General features: G+C 49.0%; 24 protein-coding genes. 11 read left to right on the forward strand and 13 right to left on the reverse strand.

From position 1 onward, the window contains the following. Positions 1-13 precede the first annotated feature (13 nt). Positions 14-1,399 (reverse strand): lyase family protein, encoded by a 1,386-nt coding sequence (locus FCL47_RS03995; RefSeq protein ID WP_136812191.1) that lies wholly within the window; start codon positions 1,397-1,399, stop codon positions 14-16. A 170-nt stretch (positions 1,400-1,569) separates the two neighbouring features. Then, positions 1,570-1,944: a desulfoferrodoxin gene (locus FCL47_RS04000; RefSeq protein ID WP_136812192.1), complete on the reverse strand. Its 375-nt coding sequence runs from the start codon at positions 1,942-1,944 to the stop codon at positions 1,570-1,572. Positions 1,945-2,414: 470 nt separating this feature from the next. Between FCL47_RS04000 and FCL47_RS04005 the strand changes: the two genes are divergently transcribed. The 8 genes from FCL47_RS04005 to FCL47_RS04040 all read left to right on the forward strand — a co-directional run bounded on the left by FCL47_RS04005 (position 2,415) and on the right by FCL47_RS04040 (position 8,321). Continuing rightward, positions 2,415-2,966: a DOMON domain-containing protein gene (locus FCL47_RS04005; RefSeq protein ID WP_167496355.1), complete on the forward strand. Its 552-nt coding sequence runs from the start codon at positions 2,415-2,417 to the stop codon at positions 2,964-2,966. A 4-nt stretch (positions 2,967-2,970) separates the two neighbouring features. After that, entirely contained in the window at positions 2,971-3,837 is an 867-nt protein-coding gene (locus FCL47_RS04010; protein ID WP_136812194.1) for an SCO family protein, read from the forward strand. A 25-nt stretch (positions 3,838-3,862) separates the two neighbouring features. Then, on the forward strand, positions 3,863-5,509 hold the full coding sequence (locus FCL47_RS04015) for a cbb3-type cytochrome c oxidase subunit I (RefSeq protein WP_136812195.1): 1,647 nt from the start codon (positions 3,863-3,865) through the stop codon (positions 5,507-5,509). After that, positions 5,506-6,102 (forward strand): cytochrome c oxidase subunit 3 family protein, encoded by a 597-nt coding sequence (locus FCL47_RS04020; protein ID WP_136812196.1) that lies wholly within the window; start codon positions 5,506-5,508, stop codon positions 6,100-6,102. The genes FCL47_RS04015 and FCL47_RS04020 overlap by 4 nt, the downstream gene beginning before the upstream one ends. A 30-nt stretch (positions 6,103-6,132) precedes the next feature. Continuing rightward, positions 6,133-6,420, forward strand: a complete 288-nt coding sequence (locus FCL47_RS04025) for a cytochrome C oxidase subunit IV family protein (RefSeq protein WP_136812197.1) — start codon at positions 6,133-6,135, stop codon at positions 6,418-6,420. Positions 6,421-6,435: 15 nt separating this feature from the next. Then, positions 6,436-7,032 (forward strand): cytochrome c oxidase subunit II, encoded by a 597-nt coding sequence (gene coxB / locus FCL47_RS04030; protein WP_136812198.1) that lies wholly within the window; start codon positions 6,436-6,438, stop codon positions 7,030-7,032. Between the two features lie 8 nt (positions 7,033-7,040). Further along, complete coding sequence (locus FCL47_RS04035) at positions 7,041-7,940, forward strand: UbiA family prenyltransferase (protein WP_136812199.1); 900 nt, start codon at positions 7,041-7,043, stop codon at positions 7,938-7,940. 141 nt (positions 7,941-8,081) lie between these two features. After that, on the forward strand, positions 8,082-8,321 hold the full coding sequence (locus FCL47_RS04040; RefSeq protein WP_136812200.1) for a hypothetical protein: 240 nt from the start codon (positions 8,082-8,084) through the stop codon (positions 8,319-8,321). An 87-nt stretch (positions 8,322-8,408) separates the two neighbouring features. Here the strand turns inward: FCL47_RS04040 and FCL47_RS04045 are convergent, their stop codons facing one another. The 7 genes from FCL47_RS04045 to mnmA all read right to left on the reverse strand — a co-directional run bounded on the left by FCL47_RS04045 (position 8,409) and on the right by mnmA (position 15,944). Next, the gene (locus tag FCL47_RS04045; RefSeq protein WP_205747221.1) at positions 8,409-8,999 is read right to left on the reverse strand and encodes a peroxiredoxin; all 591 of its coding nucleotides are present in this window, start codon (positions 8,997-8,999) and stop codon (positions 8,409-8,411) included. 185 nt (positions 9,000-9,184) lie between these two features. Continuing rightward, positions 9,185-9,343, reverse strand: coding sequence for a rubredoxin (locus FCL47_RS04050; protein ID WP_136812202.1), 159 nt, complete (start codon positions 9,341-9,343; stop codon positions 9,185-9,187). A gap of 117 nt (positions 9,344-9,460) precedes the next feature. Continuing rightward, positions 9,461-10,867 (reverse strand): NAD(P)/FAD-dependent oxidoreductase, encoded by a 1,407-nt coding sequence (locus FCL47_RS04055; RefSeq protein WP_136812203.1) that lies wholly within the window; start codon positions 10,865-10,867, stop codon positions 9,461-9,463. A 222-nt stretch (positions 10,868-11,089) separates the two neighbouring features. Continuing rightward, positions 11,090-12,154, reverse strand: a complete 1,065-nt coding sequence (recA, locus tag FCL47_RS04060; protein WP_136812204.1) for a recombinase RecA — start codon at positions 12,152-12,154, stop codon at positions 11,090-11,092. A gap of 177 nt (positions 12,155-12,331) precedes the next feature. Next, positions 12,332-13,579 carry a CinA family nicotinamide mononucleotide deamidase-related protein gene (locus tag FCL47_RS04065; protein ID WP_136812205.1) on the reverse strand — a complete coding sequence of 416 codons (1,248 nt, stop codon included), beginning with the start codon at positions 13,577-13,579 and terminating at the stop codon, positions 12,332-12,334. Then, positions 13,569-14,894, reverse strand: coding sequence for a tRNA (N(6)-L-threonylcarbamoyladenosine(37)-C(2))-methylthiotransferase MtaB (gene mtaB / locus FCL47_RS04070; protein WP_136812206.1), 1,326 nt, complete (start codon positions 14,892-14,894; stop codon positions 13,569-13,571). Before mtaB ends, FCL47_RS04065 begins: the two co-directional genes overlap by 11 nt. A 12-nt stretch (positions 14,895-14,906) precedes the next feature. Further along, a complete protein-coding gene (gene mnmA, locus FCL47_RS04075) occupies positions 14,907-15,944 on the reverse strand; it encodes a tRNA 2-thiouridine(34) synthase MnmA (protein ID WP_167496356.1) in 1,038 nt (345 codons plus the stop codon). A 182-nt stretch (positions 15,945-16,126) separates the two neighbouring features. On the opposite strand from mnmA, the gene FCL47_RS04080 reads away from it, so the two are divergent. Beyond that, entirely contained in the window at positions 16,127-17,422 is a 1,296-nt protein-coding gene (locus FCL47_RS04080) for a U32 family peptidase C-terminal domain-containing protein (protein WP_136812208.1), read from the forward strand. On the opposite strand, the gene FCL47_RS04085 is transcribed toward FCL47_RS04080, so the two are convergent. The 3 genes from FCL47_RS04085 to FCL47_RS04095 all read right to left on the reverse strand — a co-directional run bounded on the left by FCL47_RS04085 (position 17,415) and on the right by FCL47_RS04095 (position 18,738). Beyond that, positions 17,415-17,768, reverse strand: coding sequence for a hypothetical protein (locus tag FCL47_RS04085; RefSeq protein ID WP_136812209.1), 354 nt, complete (start codon positions 17,766-17,768; stop codon positions 17,415-17,417). The genes FCL47_RS04080 and FCL47_RS04085 overlap by 8 nt on opposite strands. Positions 17,769-18,001: 233 nt before the next feature. Further along, positions 18,002-18,289 (reverse strand): hypothetical protein, encoded by a 288-nt coding sequence (locus FCL47_RS04090; protein WP_136812210.1) that lies wholly within the window; start codon positions 18,287-18,289, stop codon positions 18,002-18,004. 245 nt (positions 18,290-18,534) lie between these two features. Next, the gene (locus FCL47_RS04095) at positions 18,535-18,738 is read right to left on the reverse strand and encodes a hypothetical protein (protein WP_136812211.1); all 204 of its coding nucleotides are present in this window, start codon (positions 18,736-18,738) and stop codon (positions 18,535-18,537) included. A gap of 238 nt (positions 18,739-18,976) precedes the next feature. Between FCL47_RS04095 and coaBC the strand changes: the two genes are divergently transcribed. Continuing rightward, complete coding sequence (gene coaBC, locus FCL47_RS04100) at positions 18,977-20,182, forward strand: bifunctional phosphopantothenoylcysteine decarboxylase/phosphopantothenate--cysteine ligase CoaBC (RefSeq protein WP_136812212.1); 1,206 nt, start codon at positions 18,977-18,979, stop codon at positions 20,180-20,182. Between the two features lie 6 nt (positions 20,183-20,188). Here the strand turns inward: coaBC and FCL47_RS04105 are convergent, their stop codons facing one another. Continuing rightward, positions 20,189-20,659: a YchJ family protein gene (locus FCL47_RS04105; protein ID WP_136812213.1), complete on the reverse strand. Its 471-nt coding sequence runs from the start codon at positions 20,657-20,659 to the stop codon at positions 20,189-20,191. A 134-nt stretch (positions 20,660-20,793) separates the two neighbouring features. Between FCL47_RS04105 and FCL47_RS04110 the strand changes: the two genes are divergently transcribed. After that, a complete protein-coding gene (locus FCL47_RS04110; RefSeq protein WP_136812214.1) occupies positions 20,794-21,879 on the forward strand; it encodes a DUF3524 domain-containing protein in 1,086 nt (361 codons plus the stop codon). Positions 21,880-21,883 lie beyond the last annotated feature (4 nt).

Consider the following 21,883-nt stretch of genomic DNA (forward strand, 5'->3'; position numbering starts at 1 on the left):
CCTCTTCGTCTGATTATAAATCCCTGCCGCCGTCGGCGAGCCTTTTAGGATCGAGCAGCCGCTCTAATTGCGGCCGGGGAATATCGGTGTGTTCCAGGGCCACGTCCAGAACCGTTCGACCTTCTCTTTGCGCAATCTTGCCGATTTCAGCCGCTTTCAGATACCCTACAACGGGGTTCAGCGAAGTAACCAGTATGGGGTTAAGCGACAGGGCGTGCGCAAAAACCTGACGATTGACGGTCATGTTTTCTATCGCCTTGCTGCCCAGCGAAGCGGCGCTTCCGGTTAATAGCTCAATGGAATAAAGGATGCTGTTTGCCGCAAGGGGCAGCATGGTATTTAATTGAAAATTCCCGCCCATCGCCGCGAGATTAATGGTGGTGTCGTTACCAATAACCTGCGCTGTTGCCATGCAGACAGCCTCGGGGATTACCGGATTGACCTTGGCAGGCATGATGCTCGAACCTGGCTGCAGGGCCGGCAGTTTTATTTCTCCAAGACCGGTGAGCGGGCCGGAGTTCATCCACCTGAGGTCGTTGGCAATCTTGTTGAGGGCAACTGCACAGGCTTTCAGATGGCCGGAGAACTCGACCACAGTGTCAAGACTGCTCATCCCTTTATAGCGTGAAGGGGTCTGGGTGAAAGCAAGATCCGTTATCCTGTTGATATGGGCTATTGCCTTGGCCGGGAAATCCGGATGGCAGTTGACCCCGCTGCCAACCGCGGTCCCGCCCAATGGAAGACGGCTCAGTCTTGGCAGCGCCGATTCGATGCGTTCTCTGCATTCATCGATTTGTGCTGCCCAGCCCTCCAGTTCTGCCTGCAGTCGAATGGGCAGCGCATCCATCAGATGGGTTCGGCCCGTTTTTATAATATCGCTGTGTTCTGCACCGAAAACACGGATGATTGCCGCGAGATCCTGCAATGCGGGCAAGAGTGAGTTCGTTGCACTGCAAACCGCCGACACCTGAAGAGCAGTGGGAATCACGTCGTTGCTGCTCTGGCTGAGATTTACCTGGTCGTTGGCCGATAATTCGACGCCTTTTCTGCGAACCATGCCGACAATGACTTCATTGACGTTCATGTTGGTGCTGGTCGCGGATCCGGTCTGGAAAATTGATATCGGGAACTGATCGATCGGTTTTACTCTCTCCAGTTCATTCACCGCATCACAGATGAGTTGAACTTCCTTTGCCGGCAGCAGGCCGAGTTCACCATTGGCAGCAGCAGCAGCCGATTTAATAAGGAGAACCGCTTTAATAAAACTCCAGGGGAGCGGCTGTGACGAAATGGTAAAATTTTCTACAGCTCGCTGGGTCTGGGCACCGTAAAGTGCAGTCAGAGGTACCTTGACATCCCCCATACTGTCCTTTTCGATTCGATATGTGGTTGTTTTCATGTGGATTCCTTTATTCGCATGGGCTGTGAGTCGTACAACAGCAAACTAGACGTGAAGTGGTCTGTTGTCAAGCTGAAGAAAAGACATGCGGGCAGGGAAAAGGGCAGGGCGGGGAGATACCTGGATCAGCCTGTTGACCGGATAATATCCGGTCAACAGAAAGGGGAGATTTACTTCTTCCAAAGTCCATGCAGGTTGCAGTAGGCACGGGCAGTTACAGCATCGGCTGCGCACGGGAAAAAAGCCGCAGGTTTATCGGACGGGTGAAGAAACTGACGGTATACGGCATCGCCGGCAGAGAGTTCGATCCATTCAATGAAATGGGCGTCGGTCATTGGATGATCGACAGAACCAACGTTGACCTGCCAGCCGCCATCACGTTTTTCCAGGGTGGGGACATGCTTTTCTACTGCTGCGTCGGTGGTGTTTTCGTTCTGCATGGTCATCTGCTGGCCACAGCACATCAGTTCTGCACCACCAGCGGTGAGAATCTCGGCGATGTTCCCGCAAATTTCACATTTGTATACTCCCAACTTTTTCGACATTCGTATTCCTCCTGTTTGAATGAATAGGTTCCGGTCAGTTCATTGTTCCTGAATGCGTAACATTTGCTAAGCGATAGTCGAAACAATTTCAATAGGATCAATGACGAGACCGACAGCTGTATTAACTACCGTCGCCTAGAATAATCACAGATTGCCGGATCTGCAATTATTTAAACGAATATGTATTAAAAAGAATCATTTCCATCTGCAAATATATCACGATATTTCGAAGAATCTTTTCTAACCATAAAGAATATGCTACTTTAATGCTTTGTGCGATAAACAAACAAACGTTGGAAAAGTAGATTCAACACCTCGTAATCTGAAAAAAACAGGCATAACAGCAGTATGTTAACCTGGCTCTGACATTGGTTTGCCTCGGCAAAGGCGCAGCAGGTCCCGGGAAACAATAGATGCATCAGATGTGGAAACTTTTGAGAGTCTTCTCAAGCAAAAATCAAGGAGAAATTATGAAAGTAAGAAACATTCAAAAAATGCTTATCGGAATCGTCGTGTTGCTGTGTATGTCGGTTATGAATACACAGGCTGCCGAATATACTCATGAAGTGAAATCTAAAAAAATTGCCTTCGCCTGGAAAATAGACGGCGATACGCTTGCCGTCAAGCTCACCGCTGAAACAGATGGATGGGTAGGTGTAGGATTCAATCCGGTAGAAGAAATGAAAGGGGCCAATTTTATCCTTGGGTATGTAAAAAATGGAGTGGCAGAGTTAAATGATGATTTCGGCACTGATGAAAATTCGCATCAATCTGACACCAAACTTGGTGGAACCAGCGATGTAACCCTGGTTGGTGGAACGGAAACCGGTGGCGTGACCACTATAGAATTTACCATTCCCTTAAACTCAAGCGATAAAAACGATACGAAAATCGATGTGAATGGCGACACCACCGTGCTTCTCGCCTACGGGGCCGGCCGTGACAGTTTTAAATCAAAACATAAGTATCGTACGGCTCTCAAAGTCAATCTGAGCACTGGTGCTTCGCAGAATCTGGAGTAGCCGGGTGGTATGGACTGACAAGTCATGCAAAATATTCGTCCTGGGACTGCTGTTGCTCCTGACAACAATTTTCAGCAGCGTGGCCGGGGCGAACAGCAATGGAGCGAAAAACGCATCCCTGCTGGAGCAAAGCAAGCAGGTAATAGCCGGAAAACAATCTTCTGATGGGCAGTGGATAGAGGAGAAAACGGGGCAATTCCTGCCGCTCGATCTCGAATTTATTGATGAAAAGGGGATGCCCATCCGCTTGCAGGAGATAATAGATCGACCGACTATTTTTCTGCCCATTTATTTTTATTGCCCGAATATCTGCAGTAAGAATCTTGCTAATCTGGCAATAGCTCTCAACAGTCTCAGTTTTGCCCCTGAGAAAGACTTTCGGGTTATAGCTCTTAGCTTCAACGAAGCAGAGAGCTACGAGGATGCCGCCCGGGCAAAAAAAAATTATCTGAAAATTGTCGGTGATTCTTTTCCAGCTCATGGCTGGCGTTTTCTTACCGGAAGTCGGGAAAACATCAACAAGGCAACGGAGGGGGTGGGCTTTCGATTTAAAAAAATTGACGATGAAACGTTTATTCATCCCGCTGCATTGATGGTTATAGCAGGAGACGGCAAGATCATCCGGTACGTCTACGGCTCCTTTCTCGCCGGCGATATAGATATGGGCCTGGCCGATGCCGCAAGCGGTCGTCCGTCAATGTCGGTGAAAAGGCTCCTTGCCTTCTGTTTTAATTATGATCCCGACAAGAACAAGTCAGTCTTTCAGCTGGTAAAAATTGGGGTGATGCTTTTTTTCGGCATAATTTTGGCGATTGTTTTCATTTATTTCAAGCGAAAGCGACCGAAGATGCACAACGACCTGCGACGATGACTGCATCAACAGACAGGATATCCATATGACTGCGACACAATCTTTTTATCACACCCCGGCCCCACCACATCTTACCGGAATGAAGGCATGGCTGTTAACCCATGATCATAAGCGGCTGGGCCTCATGTATCTGGGCGCGATTTTCTTCTGGTTTGTACTGGCGATGTTTCTCGGACTCCTGCTCAGAACCGAGTTGATGAGCCAGGGCAAAACGATTATGGATGCGGCGACATATAATGCCACCTTTACCCTGCACGGGGTAATAATGATTTTTCTTTTTGTTATTCCCGGGATTCCGGCTATTTTCGGCAATTTTTTCCTGCCAATCCAGCTTGGCACCGATGATGTTTTCTTCCCGCGCCTGAATCTTTTCAGCTGGTATCTCTTTATGTTTGGCGGTTTGTTCGCCATCATTTCTCTGTTTGTCGGAGATGGTTTCCCTGATACCGGCTGGACTTTCTATGTGCCGTTCAGTGTGCAGAATAGCGCCAATGTGGGATTGACGGTGACCGCGGCATTTATTCTCGGGATGTCGTCAATGCTTACCGGGCTCAACTTCGTCACGACCTTTCACCGGATGCGCGACAAGAGTATGGGCTTGATGCAGATACCGCTTTTTGCCTGGTCGCTCTATGCCACTGCCTGGGTGCAGATTCTGGCAACGCCGGTAATTTCAATTACTTTTGTTTTAATCGTGCTGGAGAGATTTTTCCATATCGGACTTTTTGACCCGGACAAGGGAGGCGATCCGTTACTGTACCAGCATTTATTCTGGATGTACTCGCATCCGGCCGTTTATGTGATGATTATTCCGGGCATGGGAGTGATTTCCGAGATCATTCCGATATTTTCCCGAAAGTCCATTTTCGGGTACAAAGCCATCGTCTGGTCATCCATGGCTATTGCCATAGCCGGGTCGCTTGTCTGGGCGCATCACATGTTTACCAGCGGCATGAGCGATGTCTCGGTTTTTGTCTTCTCTCTGCTGACCTATCTTGTTGCCATTCCGTCGGCGGTCAAGGTTTTTTCCTGGGTTTCAACCATGTATAAGGGTTCGATTGAGATGACGCCGCCTCTGTTGCTGGCGCTGATTTTCATCTTTCTCTTCAGTATAGGCGGCCTGACCGGGCTGGTGCTTGGCGCAGCGGGAACAAATATCCATGTGCACGATACCCAGTTTGTCGTGGCCCACTTTCACTTTGTCATGTTTGGCGGGACCGGGTTTGCTTTTTTTGCAGCCCTGCACTTCTGGTGGCCGAAGATGTTCGGCATTATGTATCGCTTCAAACCCGCCTATATCGGGGCGTCCCTGACCGGGATCGGCTTTATGTTTCACTATGTGCCGATGCTTATTCTCGGACTCGAAGGCATGCCGCGGCGCTATTACGACTATCTTCCGCAGTATGAGACCGGCAATTTTCTGGCGGGTTTTGGCGGGTATCTGCTCATTATCGGCATGGTGACAATGTTTGTGAATCTGCTGCTGAGCTTCAAACAGCGGATGCCGGCCCCAGTCGATCCCTGGGGAGGAACGACCCTGGAATGGACGGTGCCATCGCCGCCGCCGGTGCATAATTTTCTTCATAAACCACAGATTGCTGACTTTCCCTACGACTTTACCGGGGTAACCGAGCAATTGCTGCAAAGAGGCGGGGAAGGGCCATTACCATGAGTGCTCAGATAGACAGGACCGGCATTAAAATAGGCATGTGGCTGTTTCTCTATTCGGAGATTATTCTTTTTGGCGGGTTGTTTGTTTTGTATGCGGCATATCTGCACCGATATCCTGAGTTCTTTGCCGAGGGCGGCAAAGAACTCAATCGAATCATCGGAACCGTAAATACGGTAGTGTTGCTGATATCGAGTTTTACTGTCGCCGCCTCTATTACGGCAATACAGCGAAATAATAAAAAACAGACTGTTGGTCTGCTGCTTTTTTCAATTTTTTGCGGAGTTATCTTTCTGGTCAATAAGTACTTTGAATGGGGCGCAAAGATTCACCATGATATTTACCCCAACTCCGAGACTCTTGTATCAGGCGAACCCGGGTTGAATATTTTCTTTGGTCTCTATTATGTCATCACCGGACTGCATGGCCTGCATGTCATTATCGGGATGATCCTGCTCTCGGTCAGTCTTGTCTTTGTGCTGCAGGATAAGGTAAACGCCGAGAGGTTTTCCATGCTGGATAATTCGGGGCTCTACTGGCATTTGGTGGATCTCATCTGGATTTTTGTCTTTCCGCTTTTTTATCTGGTTCTGTAACAAAAAAATGCATTACCTGGGAGATTAAACATGGATAACACAGAAAAACCCCATGTACTCAGCTTCACGCAACTCGGAATGGTCCTCGGTATCCTGCTTGTGCTGACGGCAGTTACCGTTGGGGTCTCCTATGTTCATTTGGGATTTCTCAATATTCCTATTGCCCTGACCATTGCCTCTACCAAGGTAACTTTTGTCCTGCTCTTTTTCATGCACCTGAAATATGAAGGGCGAATTATCAATATATCGTTTCTCAGCACGGTAGGAGTGCTGGTTATTTTGATCGGTTTTACCTTCTGGGATGTGGCTTACCGATAACAGCTGGAGAATTTTATGACCCCGGTACAAGGCGTAGATCAGGCATTCTGGTACATTCTCGGCATATCCGTTGTTCTGCTGTTTGGTATCACGGTGGTGATGGTTTATTTCGTCGTGAAATACCGACGCAGCAAACACCCTGTTGCCTCCGATATTCGCGACAACTATAAACTGGAAATCATCTGGACAATTGTTCCGACCCTCATCGCTCTATCCATGTTTGTTATCGGCTGGTCTTCATACGTCGGTTTACGTACTGTTCCTAAGGATGCTATGGAGGTTGAAGTTCTGGCGCAGCAGTATTCATGGCTGTTCGTTTATAACAACGACAAGGAAACGGAAAATGAATTGGTGGTTCCTGTCGGCAGAGCTGTCAAACTGAACATCTCATCACTTGATGTCCTGCATAGTTTTTATCTGCCGGCGTTTCGAATCAAGGTTGATGCGGTGAAGGGAATGCCGACTTATGCCTGGTTTTTTGCCGATCAGTTAGGGGAGTACGATATCCAGTGTACCGAATACTGTGGCGTTGATCATTCGGCCATGGTCGCCAAACTGAAAATTATCCCGGAAAAAGAGTTTGCGGCCTGGCTCGAAAAAGAGAGCGATTGATCGTTCGCATGATGAATTTGGGCGTTTTTTTTAAGACTCTGCCAAAAAACATGCGGTGGCGACTCAAGTTGACCAAGGCGCCACTCTGCCTGCTCATTGGGTGTTCGGCCCTGTTTGGCACTATTTTAGCCGATCCGGTCATCGGGGTTGGCACACTGCTGGTTGGCAGTGGAGTCTTTGTGCTGGCAATGGGAGCGGCGACGCTGAACAGCCTCCAGGAATATCGCCTTGACAGTGAACTGTTAAGAACCCGCAACAGGCCTCTGCCCACCGGGATTCTATCCCTCCGACAGGCCGGCTGGCAAGCCGCGATTTTATGCGTTGCGGGATTGCTGCTGCTCTTTTGGGCAACCAGGACAGCTGTACCTTCGCTTACCGCCGTTTTTGCTGTTTTTGTATATAACGGAGTATATACCCCGCTCAAAAAAAGGACTGTTCTGGCTATTGTTCCCGGCGCAGTTTGCGGGGCTCTGCCACCCTATATCGGTTGGCTTGCCGGTGGTGGGGGACCTCTTGCCTACCCGGCTCTCCTGTTGTTTGCACTATTGGTTTTGTGGCAGATACCACATTTCTGGCTGGTGCTGTTAAATTTTAAAGATGAGTATGTAAAGAGCAGCTTACCGCATTTTCTACAGCTGTTTGGTGAAGACAGCCTTAAACGTTTTTTTATTACCTGGCTCGGCGCCCTGGTTCTGGTCATGTTTATGTTTCTTGGCCTCTCTTTTTCTCTCAGCTTCATCTGGCGGGCATTGATTATTGCCAACGGCTGCCTGTTGCTGGGAGCCTTTATTTACGTTCTGGTGTTCCGGCAAAAATCGGCGTACCGGGCTCTTTTTATTATTTTGAACGCGGCTCTTCTGGTGCATATGCTGGTTCTTGCCGCAGGCCGGATCATGGCGTACAGATAGGGGCGACAGGGACTGAAGAGTCGCAAAAAAACAAGGAGGACAATAATGGATATAGAGTGGGCCTATATGCGTAAAGGATGAGTTTCCTGTAAAAAAGCCTGGACGGTTTTTGCTGAAAAAAAGATCGCAATTACGAATGAAGTGAATGCGAAAAATCAAAGCCTCGCCGGCGACGACGTCTGGCGAATAGTTGCCGGTGCTGACAAGATATATGTCGCCAGCGGTAAAAACATAGTCGAATTCAATCCCGCCATTGCCGGTAAAGAAGAAGTGCTGCCGAAAATAACTGGCCGGACCGGTAATCTTCGGGCGCCTGCCTTCAAACGAGGCAATGTCTTTTATATCGGCTACAACACTGCCTTGTATGATCTCCTCGGGTAGTTTCCATAAAGTGAACAACTGCATAAAAAAGGGTGGAGAAGCTTTAAAAGCTTCTCCACGCTTTTGGTAGCTTAACGGCGGATATAATTAATGATGATTGGTCAGATATTCGGCCACGCCCTCTGCCGTCGGTTTCATTGCTTCTTCCCCTTTGTTCCAATTAGCCGGACAGACTTCGCCATGCTTTTCGGTAAACTGCAGGGCGTGGAGGATTCGTAGCGCTTCATTGACGTTTCTGCCGAGTGGCAGGTCGTTGACCACCTGATGACGAACTATGCCTTCTCTATCAATTAAGAAAAGTCCGCGAAGAGCGATACCTTGATCGAGAAGTACCTCGTAGGATTTTGATATGGATTTGTCCAGGTCGGAGACAAGGGGGTACTTGATTTTGCCAATACCGCCATCATGTACCTTGGTGTTCTTCCAGGCGAGATGCGAAAAAGCCGAATCGATAGAGATACCGATGAGTTGACAGTTGTGTTCGGTAAATTCAGCAACGGCCTTATCAAAGGCGAGAATCTCCGAAGGACAGACAAAGGTGAAGTTGAGAGGGTAAAAAAACAACAGGACATATTTTCCACGGAAATCGGCTAGGCTGAAATCATCTTTGAAAGAATTATCAGGCAGAACAGCCGTTGCAGTAAATGCAGGTGCTGGTTTAGTCACTAACAGGCTCATAATCAGTCTCCATACTGGAATTATTGTTTCAGGGTGTTCGAAAGAAATTAGGACTATCTAACTAGTATGACAAAAAAGAGCTGCAGTGCCGTCAATTACGAGATCTGGACACTGCAGCTTTATGGGGTGCCCTGTACCTTCAAGGGCATTGAAACTAATTTCGGTTAACCTGCAGCCTACCGGAATTAGTCCACTTTCCAGAAAGATTCTTGCTCCGCGCCGCACAAGGGGCAGACCCAATCTTCGGGAAGATCGTCCCACGCTGTTCCTGGAGCTACACCATTATCCTCATCACCGACTGCCGGATCATAAATGTAACCACAAGGACATTCCATTTTCTGCATTTGTTGTTCCTCCTAAAATTTAAAGACAATGATATTTATTACTAGTTTCACCCTAATGTAGCAAATGCTCTGTAAGTGTCAATAATAAACATGCCACCAAAACCATAAATGCCAATTTTACCTCTTCTGGGCAATGATTTTTTTACATGGTATCAAGGCAGTGGCTGTTGCGGACACTATATTGCCAGCGACTCCAGGGCCATCGCCGGCCATGAACAGGCCGGCGACAGCTGTCTCGAGGTTATTGTCGGTGGCCACCTGGGTGGCAAAAAACTTTATTTCCGGCGCATACAGCAGGGTTTCGTCATTGGCTACGCCGGGAATAACCTGGTTGAGCTGTTCAAGTCCGTCTATCAGATTGGTGAGGATTCTCTCCGGCAGGGCCATAGCTATGTCACCGCAGGTCACACTCTTTAGGGTAGGTTCAATATAGCTGTTTTTCACCCGGTTCCAGGTGGATCTCCGGCCACGTTTGAGATCGCCATAGCGTTGGAGAATCGGCTTGCCGCCGCCGATGAGGGTTGCCAATTTGCCGATTGATTCGCCATAGGCCTGATTGTCCTCCACTGGATCGGTGAGGACGACTTTGGATAAGAAGGCGAAATTGGTGTTATGCGATTTTTTATCCATGAACGCATGGCCGTTGACACAGACAAAGTTCTGATAATTCTCCAGGGCTACATAGCCGCCTAAATTCGTGCAGAAGGTTCTGGTCTGGTCGTCATATTTTGAAGTGCGCACAAAAAAAGTAGGGTCATAAATTATTTCGCAGAGATCCTGCATGATTTCATTGTGCACCTCGACCCGAACTCCTACCTCAATACCTCGCTGGGAAACCTCAATTCCATGGGCTCTTGCTACATTGGCAACCCATTCCGCGCCGACACGGCCGGGCGCCAGGATGACGTTTTTGGCCTTGTAAACTCCCCGGTTCGTTTTTACACCTTTGACTGCACCATTTTTAACCAGCACTTCTTTGGCCTCTTCGGAGTGGTGAAAAACAACGCCTTTTTCTGCCACATAATCAGCCATTTTCGATATATGATTGGGAAGATTGTCGCTGCCAAGGTGTTTTTGTTTGATGATCAAAAGATCGATGCCCTGCTTTCTGGCTTCTTTTCTGATGTTGTTTGCTTTTGCCATATCGGTTGGGAATACCTTTCCATCCATGTCGAACCGATTGAAAATAGCCTCTGTTTCGTCGATCAAGGCCATGGCGTCAGAAATATCCATGAACTGAGTAAGGTCAGTCTTACCAAGCTTATGGATAAAGTTGAGCTTGCCGTCGGAGAACAGTCCGGCACCGCCGATACCGCACAGGATGTTGCATGGTTTGCATTTAATGCACCCCCCGTCTTTTATCGGACATTTTCGTTTTAACGACGCTTTGCCTTTTTCGATAAGCAATACTTTGAGATTGGAATGTTCTACCAGGTAGTAACTCGCAAAAAGGCCAGCAGGACCACCGCCAACAATAATGACATCAAAATTTTCTTCTGCTTCGCTCTGCTTTTTAGGAGACAAGAGTAGATCCTCGCTTGGGGTGAATAAAAGATAACGGCAACCGACTAAAACGAATACCCCACCTCTTCTGACAGAGTCAAGGTAAATGTCTTGCTGTGCATGCCGTGCGGCATGAGGTGCGGGATGGGCTGGAGATTGTGAAAGCGTTGCTCTTCGTAGCCTGACATTGCTGGCGACCGGGTTCAGAAAGCAAGTGTCTGAACCCGGGTGAAGTCCAACGTATTATTCTGCCGGCAGCTCGGCTTTATCAACCGGAACTGCGGGCGCAGCGAGCGGGACGGTCGCTGGCGCCATGCCGTAAGCCATACGTACCTTATTTTCGATATCGAGGCACATCTCCGGCTGATCGGCGAGAAAACGCTTGGCATTTTCGCGGCCCTGGCCTATTCGCTCTTCATTGTAGGAATACCAGGAACCGCTTTTTTCAATTATTTCCAGATTCACCGCCAGGTCAAGCATATCGCCGATCTTGGAAATACCTTCGCCGTAGACAATGTCAAATTCTGCTTCCTTGAACGGAGGCGCGCATTTGTTCTTTACTACTTTCACTCTGGTCCGGTTACCAACCAGATCCTGCCCGTCTTTGAGCTGGCCTATTCGCCTAATATCAAGGCGAAGAGATGAGTAGAACTTCAGTGCGTTACCGCCTGTGGTGGTCTCCGGGTTGCCGAACATCACCCCGATCTTCATCCTGATCTGATTAATGAAGATCAAAATTGTATTACTTCGACTGAGAACCCCGGTAAACTTACGCATGGCCTGTGACATGAGACGAGCCTGGAGGCCAACATGGTGATCCCCGACATTACCGTCAATTTCCGCTTTGGGGGTGAGAGCTGCAACGGAGTCAATGACGATGACATCAATACCGCCTGAGCGGATAAGAATTTCAGCAATCTCCAGCGCCTGTTCCCCAAAATCGGGCTGGGAGACAAGCAGGTTGTCGATATCAACGCCCAGACGCTGGGCATATTTGGTATCAAGGGCATGTTCTGCGTCGATGAAGGCGGCTGAGCCACCTGTCTTCTGCGATTCGGCGATGACGTGCAGGGCGAGCGTTGTCTTCCCGGAAGATTCAGGGCCATAGATTTCGGTGATACGCCCCTTGGGGATGCCGCCGACACCCAGAGCGATATCAAGACTCAGGGCCCCCGTCGGGACAACGGGGACATTCTCGGTTTCCCTGGAGCCAAGACGCATGATCGACCCTTTGCCGAATTGCCGCTGGATCTGGCTGATAGCGTTCTCGACACTGCTGCTCTTATCTTTATTGGTGCTGACTGCCATATGATTCTCCACAATAAATGATGATGGCCTCGTGAAATAAGTGATGCAACTTTTCACGAGGTCCTTAATGTTAAATTTCGTGCCAGAAGGTGCATGCTTTCCAATACCATACAATGCATAATAAATAAAAATCTTACCGCCTGTGAAATTTAAAAGTTATCCGATTGGTAAATGTTGTTAATGCGTGAGTTTCTGCAACAGATATTTTCTTATCAGATCGAGTCCGCTTTGGGCGGTAATTTCCCTGATTTCGTTACGATCCCCCTGGAAATGAAATTTTGTGACCCAATTTTCCTCGGAGGTGGCGATAGCTATATACACCGTGCCAACCGGTTTCTCCACACTGCCGCCATCCGGTCCGGCAATGCCGGTTACAGCCAGGCCGATATCCGCGCCGCTTTTGGCTCGAACCCCGACCGCCATTTCTTCAGCAACTTCTCTACTGACGGCGCCATGTTGCTCCAGTGCCTCCGGAGAAACGGAAAGATAAATGACCTTGAGAGAATTGGAATAGGAGACGACGCCGCCGAGGAGATAGGCTGAACTGCCGGGCGAGTTGGTGATTTTCTGGCAGATCATCCCCCCGGTGCAGGATTCGGCCACAGCTAGTTTGAGGTTGTTTTCCAGCAGCAGTTTGCCGACAACTTTTTCCATGCTTTCCCGGTCACAGCCGTAAATTGAGTCGCCCAGTACCGTATTGATAGCTTTGCAGGAGGATTTAAAAAGACGTTTGGCATCATTGTTTTTTTTATCGCGTACGGTAAGGCTCAGGTGGACTTCGGGGAAAACCGGGTAGTAGCCGATATGCACATCGGGACTGAGATCCAGGGTTTCGATACGGCGATTAACTTCAGTTTCCGGCAGGTTAAAAATTCGAAAAATTCGCTGATAGGTGGTCAAACGATGGTTTTCATGCCAGGTAGAGAGTTTTGGCAGTACCTCTTCGATGAGCAGCTGCTGCATCTGGCTGGGGATTCCAGGCAGAAAGAAGATCGGTTTATCGTCATGGATAAGCATATATCCAGCCATCCTCGATCGAGGATTAAGGGCTTCCGCCCCGGATGGAAGCCAGGCCAGTTTTTCCAGTCTGCCTACCGGCGAGGCGGTGATCTCATCCAGATGTGTGCGGATATTGGCCAGTATTTCCAGATTGGGCATGGTCGGCCGATTAAGAGCCTTGGACACCGCTTCATTGGTGAGATCGTCATCGGTGGTGCCGAGACCGCCGGTGACCAGAACGGCATCCACCCGACCAAGCGCCTGCTTCAGTGCCTCGCCGATGAGGCTGGGGGTATCGCCAATGGTGTTCATGGCATAAATATCATAGCCGGCTTCATAGAGATTTCTGGCCGCAAAACTGCTGGTAGTATTGAGGATTCTTCCGGATGTGAGTTCGTCGCCTATGGCTATTATTTCAATTTTCATAGTGCTCTGCTCTTTCTCCAATCACACTGTGATCTTTAAGTAACCGGAGCCTGACGGCGGTAACGCTGTTTAACAAATGATCAGGGCCGGCAAAGTGAACGGCAATATAATTATCGGTATAACCTTTCAGCATCCCGTCGCTATCGCGCCTGCCTTCGACCAGAACCGGCCGAATCCGGCCAATCTGACTCTGATAAAAAACATTCCTTTTCTCATCGCTCAGCAGGCGCAGGCGGGCAACTCTTGTATCTTTTATTTTTTTCGGAACATGCTTCTTAAAGCCGGCGGCCACGGTCCCGGGACGAATTGAATAGGGGAAGACGTGCAGATAGCTAAAAGAAAGGGATCGAAGGAAATTCTCGGCCGCCGTAAACTGCGCATCGGTCTCGCCGGGAAATCCGGCAAGGATATCAATACCGAGCGCAGCGTCCGGCAGGTATTGCCGGCAGAGGCTAATAACCCGTTGAAATTGCTCGGTGGTGTAGCGACGGTTCATCCTGGTCAGGATCTCATCGCTGCCACTTTGCAGAGGGATATGCAGGTGGGGCTGGATATTTTTGCGTTCCTGCATGAGTGACAGCAGGGATTCATTTATTTCAAGAGGTTCCAGTGAACTGATCCGGTAAGAAGCCTCCGGGGTGGCCGCGGTCAACTGGTCGAGGAGGGAGACAAGATCAATGCTGCCCGTCAGGTCTTTGCCATAGTAACCGAGGTGAATGCCGGTCAGGACGATCTCCTTATGGCCCTCTTCAGCAAAAATTCTGGCCTGGTCGATCACTTCACCGACCGGCAGGCTCCGGCTGGGCCCCCTGGTATAGGGAACAATGCAGTAGGTGCAGAAACTTTCGCAGCCATCCTGGATGCGCAGATATGCCCTGGCGCGTTCACCAAAACGGCGTACCGGCAGGCGGCATATCTCTTTTGCTGCATCAATGGACCCCATGACTATCTGTTGACTCTCGGGATCATTTTTTAAGGCACCGGCAACCAGGGTATCCTTTTTGCTGTTGCCGACAAGCTGATATGTCCTGTCCTGGAGTTCTTTTGCCTCTGCCAGCTCTTTGGCGGCAATTTCGGCATAGCATCCGGTGATGATGATTTTTGCCGCAGGATTCTGGCGCAGGGCCTGCCTGATAGTCTGGCGCGATTGCGCTCCGGCTCCGGCTGTGACTGCACAGGTGTTAATGACAATCAGATCCGCCTTCTCGCCTGCCCCAACGACCTCCAGGCCTTGCTCAATAAAGCCGGTCTTAAAGGCGGCGGATTCGAACTGGTTCACTTTGCAACCCAGCGTTGCAATGAATACTTTTTTCATATTTATCAACTATTACTCAAGTATAATGCCGGAGCCGAGAAGCTCGGTATCATGATATATTACGGCAAATTGTCCCGGCGTAACCGCCCGCTGTGGTGCATCAAAGATAATATCGCCACACCCTTCGTCATCGACAACCAGCCTGGCGGTTGCCCCTCGGTGGCTGTACCGGATACGGACCTGGTAACTGCTTGTCAGATCAGGCTTTCTGTCGGCCAGCCAATGGAGGTTTTGCACCCGGATCCGTTTATTGAACAACTCTTCGTTGCTGCCGACAATGACCCTGTTTCCCGGGGCATCCAGGCCGATAACGTACAGTGGTGCTGCACTGGATATGCCCAGACCTTTTCGCTGACCGATAGTATAATGGAACAGGCCCTGATGATGGCCGAGCACTTTACCCGAGGTGGAGACTATGGCCCCCTCCGTGTCTTTGCTTCTCGCACGGTCTGCCAGGAAAGCAGTTATCTGCCTGTTTTCGAGAAAACATACATCCTGACTTTCCTGGCCGTGGAAATTATCAAAGCCATGTTCTTCGACGAAATGATAGGTGTTCTTTTTGGTTGTCTCGCCAAGTGGAAAAATAACCTTGGCCAGTTGCTGCTGGGTGAGACGCGAGAGAAAATAGGATTGATCTTTTTGGGGATCGTCACCGCAGTGCAGATGATACCTGTCTTCACTCTTAATTATTTTGGCATAATGACCAGTCGCCATTCTGTCCATTCCGGCGTGGAGAATGGCTTCCATAAATAAGCCGAATTTAATCTCTTTATTGCAGATGACACAAGGGTTGGGGGTGAGACCTCGATAGTAGCTGCCGGAAAAATAATTCAGCACTCTTTGTTCAAACTCCTGCTGCAGGTCGATAATCTGCAAAGGGATGCCAAGTTTATCGGCAACAGCCTGGACCCGGGTCTTTTGTGCCGCAAAATCCGGTTGCGCGAGCTGCATGAAAAATCCCTTTACCTCGTGGTGTTCACGCAGTAAAAGGGCGCATGCCGTAGAGTCAACACCACCGCTTAAGGCTATGCCTATTTTTCTTTTCGTCACTGGATGGCGTGTAATATTTGATAAGGTATATCCAAAAAGAGTTGAAAAAAGCACTCTCCATACATACCCATGTACTGGAAATAATTAATGGACAAAGTTCAATTATGACGAGTGATACACTGGTAATAATTCGAATCTCGAGATGGCTAAGGAAAAATAAAAAATTATAATACCCGACCAAGATGAAAAAGGAAAGTCGCAAAGAAGAAGCTCCTGTCATGCCTGAGTTGCTTGCCCCAGCTGGTAACTTTGAAAAATTGGTAACCGCTGTGCATTACGGAGCTGATGCCGTTTATTTTGGCGGGAAAAAATTCAGTCTTCGGGCCAAAGCCGGTAACTTTGATGAGCAGACGATGCACCAGGGGGTGCAGTTTGCCCATGATCACGGTGTTAAAGTTTATGTCACGGTGAATATTATTGCGCATAATCAGGATCTTGACGACCTTGAAAGATATCTTGCCGGGTTAAAGGACATGCAGGTGGATGGCATTATCCTCTCCGACCCAGGCATTCTCAGCTATGCCCGAAGAGTTGTGCCGAGTTTGCCCGTGCATCTGTCGACCCAGGCAAATGTCACCAACCATGCATCGGCTTCCTTCTGGCTGTCTCAGGGAGTTTGCCGACTGAACCTGGCCCGGGAGCTGTCGCTTGCAGAAATTCGGGAGATTCGTCGAAAAGTTGCCGGCGAACTGGAAGTTTTCGTTCACGGCGCGCTGTGCATCTCGTATTCCGGCAGGTGCATGCTCTCCAACTATATGACCGACAGAGACGCCAACCAGGGCAGTTGTTCCCATCCCTGTCGGTTTAGCTACACCCTGCTGGAAGAAAAACGCCCGGGCGAGTATTTCCCGGTCGAGGAAGATGAAAGAGGGACGTATATTTTCAATTCCAAGGATCTCTGCCTGGTGGAGATGCTGCCGCAGTTGGTGGCGGCTGGAGTTGATTCCTTGAAAATCGAAGGCCGGATGAAATCAATTTTCTATGTCGGCGGCGTCGTCCGGGTCTACCGTGCGGCTCTTGATTATCTGGCCCAGCTGCCAACGGATGCCTGGAATGATCCAGCCGGAATTCGCATGCCGGATCATTTTATGGAGGAGATCCTCAAGACCGGAACCAGAGGAACGACGGAAAATTTCATCAATCAGCGACCGGGGAGCAGTGAGATGATCTATACGTCTTCCAGGGCGGTTCAGAGCTATGAGCCGGTAGCGGTTGTTCGACAACCGGGAGAGGCCCCCCTGGTCGAGATACGCAATCAGCTGACGCCCGGGGAACATATTGAATATATGCAGCAGGGCATGGGCTTGACACCGGTTCGAATTGTCTCGATGCAGGATGAATCGGGTAATCCGGTGACAAAGGCTAATCCAGGCAATCTGATTCTCTTGAAAACCGAACCGCAACTCTCCGAAGCAGTTGCTCATGGCATTTTACGACGGCAGAAGGGAGCATCTGAGAGGAAGATCGAATCTATTTGACCGGAGAACGATTATTTTTGACGAGATGAAGGTTGTGCGTTTTCTTCACTTTTTTCCAGAGTTCTTTTATAATTACCATCGCCGGGTCCTCGTACACATCGTATTCCCGTCCCTGGTAGCTTGAACAAGAGTGCAGCAGTTCCGTATTGCCGTTATAGAGACCAAACTCCTTTCTTATCGTTTTAGCCAATACCAGATAAACCGATGCATCGAGTTCATATTCCGTAAGATGAGCCATTGTTACTTTATCTCTGAGTGAGATATCATCGTAGAGCAGCTCAACAACTTCATTTACTGTGCTGGGGGAGGAAATTGGGTGAAACTCATTTAAAGGTTGAAACATCATAACTTTTCTCCTGCTGTCCGCAACTGTTCGCTTTGCTTTTGGGGGTAGTCTTTTGGAATCTGTGGCCGGATGGAAATGTAGAGCACTATAGGTCACCAAAATTGACCCAGCGGTCTCAATCCTGCCGTTTTCCATCATGGTAAAATTATATACCAGTTCAGGTATCTGTCATCTCTCAGGTGTCTAAAAAATATTGATACATTTCATAAGACCCTGAATTTCAGAATAACGGATTAATGGATTGGGAAAAAATAATATGCTCCACATGCAGCGAGCCAGACCAGTAAAGTAATGAAATAGATGCGGAAACTAATGAACGAGAAGATCAGGGATTGAGCAAAGACATTAATTCGCTGCTCCAAAGTGGCGGTTCCCTGTTTTATGCGGAGCTGGCTGTGGGAGAGGCGACCAATAGATTGATTCTGGTAATATATCGCGGTGCAACTGGCGAGCAGACTGTTGCCCAGGGCGACAAGGAGAAAGGAATACAGCAGAAGCAGCAACCAATTTTCATGGATCATTCTGTAAGCCTCATTTAAGAAATGGGTGTCTTTTCCCCGAAGGCAGGATGGGCAAATATACCAGTATGAACCATCCCGGTATATTGAGGAAACCTTTTAAGATGTTACGAAGTTTTTCACAATTGTTCAACAACCACCTGGCAGAAAACACAGACATCTGCGGAAAATGTGACTGGAATGCCGTGAAAGCGTCGAGGAGCGAGGGTGAGGGAGTCGGCAGGAAGCTGAGGTTGAAACTGTGTATTTTAGAGAATACCCGCTTTTATCCAGTACCCGTCTATTTCAAGTTTTTTTCGTAAGAATTCGAGAAAATCGTCATAGGTAAAATCCTCCCGGTAATGTTTGTGAAATTCCTCCAGGATGGTTTTTTGTTGACTGGCGTCATAGAGGTTCCATTCTATTAATAAATCTTCTTTCTGCGCTGTGGTTAAATGTTTTGTTTCTTGCATAAATCCCGTCGCATATGTCGGGGCAATCCCCGAAGAGCTGTTCTGAAAAAGAGCAGTGACTACTGAAAAGGTTCGCGCATTATTTAATCAAGGCCATCTTACAGAAATCTTACAATGACATAAAAGCTGGAAAAGTGTTATTTGTAAACAGCAATAAAGCGGTATGTGGCAGTTGTCGGAAATTACCCCCGGTAAACGGGAAGAAAGCTAGGGTGTTAAAGGAAAAGAGAGGAATACCATGCAAAACGTTTTTGCTGGAAAAAAGGTGGTCATTGGCGTAACCGGCTCGATTGCGGCCTTCAAGGTAGCCGGGTGGGTGAGCGATCTGGCTAAAGAAGAAGCTCAGGTCTCGGTGGTGATGACACGCTCTGCAACAGAATTTGTCAGCCCACTGACCTTTGCCGCACTCTCCGGCAATGATGTCCATACCGACATGTTTTCCGCCGCAAAAGAGAATACGATGGCCCATATCAGCCTCGGCCGGGATGCCGATGTGGTGTTAATTGCGCCGGCAACCGCCAATACCATCGCCAAGCTCGCCGCCGGAATGGCCGATGACCTCCTCACCACGACGGTGCTTGCCACCAGAGCCAGGGTGTTGGTCTGCCCGGCCATGAATAGCCGCATGTATTCCCACTCTGCCACAGAACGGAATATTGCCAGGCTCAGAGAGCTTGGCTACACGGTTGTAGACCCGGATTGCGGCATGATGGCCTGCAAGGAGCATGGCGACGGCCGCCTCCCTGAATGGGACGAAGTGAAGGAGTATGTCGCCCAGGCCCTTACCCCGCAGGTTTTGCAGGGACAACGGATAATGATAACTGCCGGACCAACGAGAGAGCCCCTTGATCCTGCCCGTTTTTTAAGCAACCGTTCTTCCGGTAAGATGGGCTATGCCCTGGCGAAAAGCGCGTTTCGACGGGGGGGGGAGGTGACTCTGATCAGTGGACCCAGCAGCCTGCCAGCTCCTGCCGGAGTCACCATGCAGAGAGTGCAGACGGCCCTGGAAATGTATGATGCGGTACTTGAACATGCCGGGCAATGTTCAGTAATAATCAAAGCAGCAGCTGTTGCTGACTACCGGCCGGAAAAAAAATTTGCCCATAAAGTGAAAAAGGACCAGATCGATACCCGGTTGCACCTCGAGCGCAATCCGGACATTCTTTTGGAGCTGGGAAAAAGAAAGAAAGAAGGCCAGATATTGGTCGGATTTGCCGCTGAAAGTCAAAATCTCCGGGAGGAAGGGATGAAAAAACTACAGCGCAAAAACCTCGATTTCATCGCCGTCAATGATATCAGCGGCGATAGTACAGGGTTTGAAGTTGAGAGCAATCAGGTGTTGCTGCTTGGCAGATCGGGTGCGGAATTGCTGCCATACACCAGTAAAATGCACACTGCCGATCTTATCTGGGACAGAATTGTCGCTCAGCTGGCTGCCCTTTGAACTGAGCTATTTTGCCAGACAACAACGTTTGAATTTTTGGCCGGAACCACAGGGACAGCTGCTGTTTCTGACAATTTTTTCTTTGGTAACCTGGCACTCTCCCTGGAGATAATACCACAGACCATCTTCCTGCAAAAATTGACTGCGTTCGTGGAGTTTGCAGAATTGGCCTTGCTCGAGATAGCGGCAGGTGAAATCAACGGTTCCGTCATTGTCGCTTTCCTGACCCTTGCTGCAACTATGGATCTGCAGCCCAAGCCATACCACCGGATGGTCATCGAAGTTGAGATTTTTGGGACGGGTCCTGATATGCCAGCTCGATTGAATATGTTGGGCATGGCGCAGAACAAATGCCGTATACCGTGAGCGCATGAGCATTTCTGCGGTTACCGCCATACGGTGGTTGTCAAGTACCGGTTGACAGCAGACGGAAAAAGCTGCGCCACTGCCGCAGGGGCAGAGAGAGTCTTTGGTCATAGTTTATATTGCCGCCGAAGATCAGCAAAAATCTCGTGAAGGAACGTATGAATGATAAGAATTTCTAGTTGCAACTACGCCTTGTGCAACACGGGGAGACATACAATAAATGACCTGGCGGATCAATAAAAAAAATGAAGCGCGTCCTGGTTCTTGAACCGTATTTTGGCGGTTCTCATAAACAGTTTCTCGATGGCCTGCAAAAGTATGTGCCGGGGGAGTATGTTTTTTGTACGCTGCCGGCCAGGAGTTGGCAGATGCGCATGCAACTTTCCGCACCCTGGTTTATCGAAAAAATAAAAGACCTGCCGGTGGACAAGCGATGTTTTGACTGTGTCCTCTGTTCTACCTTTGTTGATGTCGCGGTATTTCGCGGTCTGCTCAATAACATAGACGGATGGAATCATCATGCCAGGATTCTTACCTATTTTCATGAAAACCAGTTTGTCTATCCATTCCGCTACAATGCACAGACACAGCATCAATATGCCTCCATTAATTTTCATTCAGCCCTGGCCTCCGATAGCATTGCTTTTAATTCCGAGTATAACCGGCAGACTTTTTTCCATGGGTGTCGCAAAGGACTGGGAGCTGCACCGGAAATGAAGCTCTCCGGCCTCGTCACGGACCTGGCTGCAAAAAGCATTGTTCTTTCTCCCGGTATTGAATTTTCTGCAATCGATACAATCAGGTGGAAAACGACAACAGATATTTCGGTCATTGTCTGGAACCACCGCTGGGAACATGATAAAAATCCGCAGAGCTTTTTCCTCGCATTGGAATGCCTGGTACAGCGTGGCTTTGATTTTCGTTTACTGGTACTTGGCCAATCGTTTGCAGGCGCTCCCGACTGTTTTTATGATGCCGAAATAAAATTTAAAGATAAAATCATTCACTTCGGTTTTGTTCCATCCCGTCAGCGATATGCAGAACTGCTCAGCCAGGGTGATATCGTCGTCTCGACTGCATTGCATGAATTTTATGGTATAGCCATAATCGAGGCAGTCAGGGCCGGTTGCCTGCCGGTATTACCGGACCAGCTGTCATATCCGGAACTCTTTGATCGGAAATTTCTCTATAGTGCGAATTGCCTGCAGGAGAAGCTGGAGCAGGCGGTGCGTAGTGCTTGCAGGCTCAGCCGGTCGACAGCAAAGGAGATGACCGATCACTTCAGCTGGCAGAGTCTGCAGGGGCGGTATGCCCAATGGCTGCAGGTTTGATCTG

It is taken from the genome of Desulfopila sp. IMCC35006, from assembly GCF_005116645.1.
Classification (GTDB): domain Bacteria; phylum Desulfobacterota; class Desulfobulbia; order Desulfobulbales; family Desulfocapsaceae; genus Desulforhopalus_A.